This window comes from Staphylococcus pseudoxylosus (assembly GCF_003697915.1).
GTDB classification, from domain to species: domain Bacteria; phylum Bacillota; class Bacilli; order Staphylococcales; family Staphylococcaceae; genus Staphylococcus; species Staphylococcus pseudoxylosus.
The window spans coordinates 1-243 of sequence record NZ_RCVN01000092.1 but is presented as its reverse complement, the minus strand read 5'-3'; the positions used below and the strand labels follow the sequence as shown (position 1 = coordinate 243).

The window sequence follows — 243 nt, the reverse complement described above, 5'->3', positions numbered from 1 at the left end:
TACCATCTATTGTTATAGACCTATTTCTCCTTAATATTTCCTCAAATTGAGCCTGGCTTTTAGAATCTATTTCGTTACTAGGCATACCTGTTGCGATGACAACATCTATCTCTTCTTCAGGTAATTCCCTTGCAAGTAAACCGATGGAGCATTCAACTAAATCTTCAAAAGATTGGTATATGTATCTATTATTAGTTGATGCAGTATCTTTACCCGTGCTTGTTGTCTTATCTAAGTCTTTAC

1 pseudogene is annotated in these 243 nt (G+C 35.0%); it reads right to left on the bottom strand.

Annotated features, from left to right (window positions below):
* A pseudogene (locus D9V42_RS14940) lies at window positions 1-243 on the bottom strand (parM protein); the annotation flags it as partial.